This is a genomic window from Mordavella massiliensis (assembly GCF_016901695.1).
GTDB lineage: Bacteria > Bacillota > Clostridia > Lachnospirales > Lachnospiraceae > Claveliimonas > Claveliimonas massiliensis_A.
In genome coordinates, this window is record NZ_JACJKS010000068.1 from 1 (window position 1) to 501 (window position 501).

The window sequence follows — 501 nt, forward strand, 5'->3', positions numbered from 1 at the left end:
GGGGCGACCTCAAAGGCGTCTTTCAGGCGCTGCCTGTTCTCGTTGTAGCGGGAGCCCCAGTAGCTGACCTGGTTGAATTCGCTGGTCTTAAGGAGGCGGATGATGCCTTTGACCTTTTTATAGCTTTCGGTATCACCGGTATCCTGGAACTGGTGCTGATAACGCTTCCGTACGTCATCTGCCATCTTATTCAGACGCTGGACGACGTGGAAGGGATCGATGCAGATCTTTGCCCTCGGGAATACACTTTTTGCCATGGAGACAAAGCCGTTGCTCATGTCACAGCAGAAGTATTTCACATGCTCCCGCTGATCCTTAGAGAACTGGCGGAAGTACTTGGCAAGGTAGACGCCAGAGGTCTGGTCCAGGATGTCGATGACGGCATGTGCATCCCCATCGGAGACGTTGCAGTGATATTTATTCCGGTACCACCTGTGATGCTTCTTGCTCCAGATGCCGCTGTTGCCGTTGAATTCATCGATACAGAGAGTTTCGGGGAGC

The 501-nt window shown here is 52.7% G+C and carries 1 protein-coding gene; it reads right to left on the reverse strand.

Features of this window, described 5'->3' with window-relative positions; translation table 11 throughout:
- Positions 1–501, reverse strand: a 501-nt coding sequence (locus H6A20_RS13125; RefSeq protein ID WP_204907539.1) for a transposase, incomplete at both ends; no start/stop codon positions are given.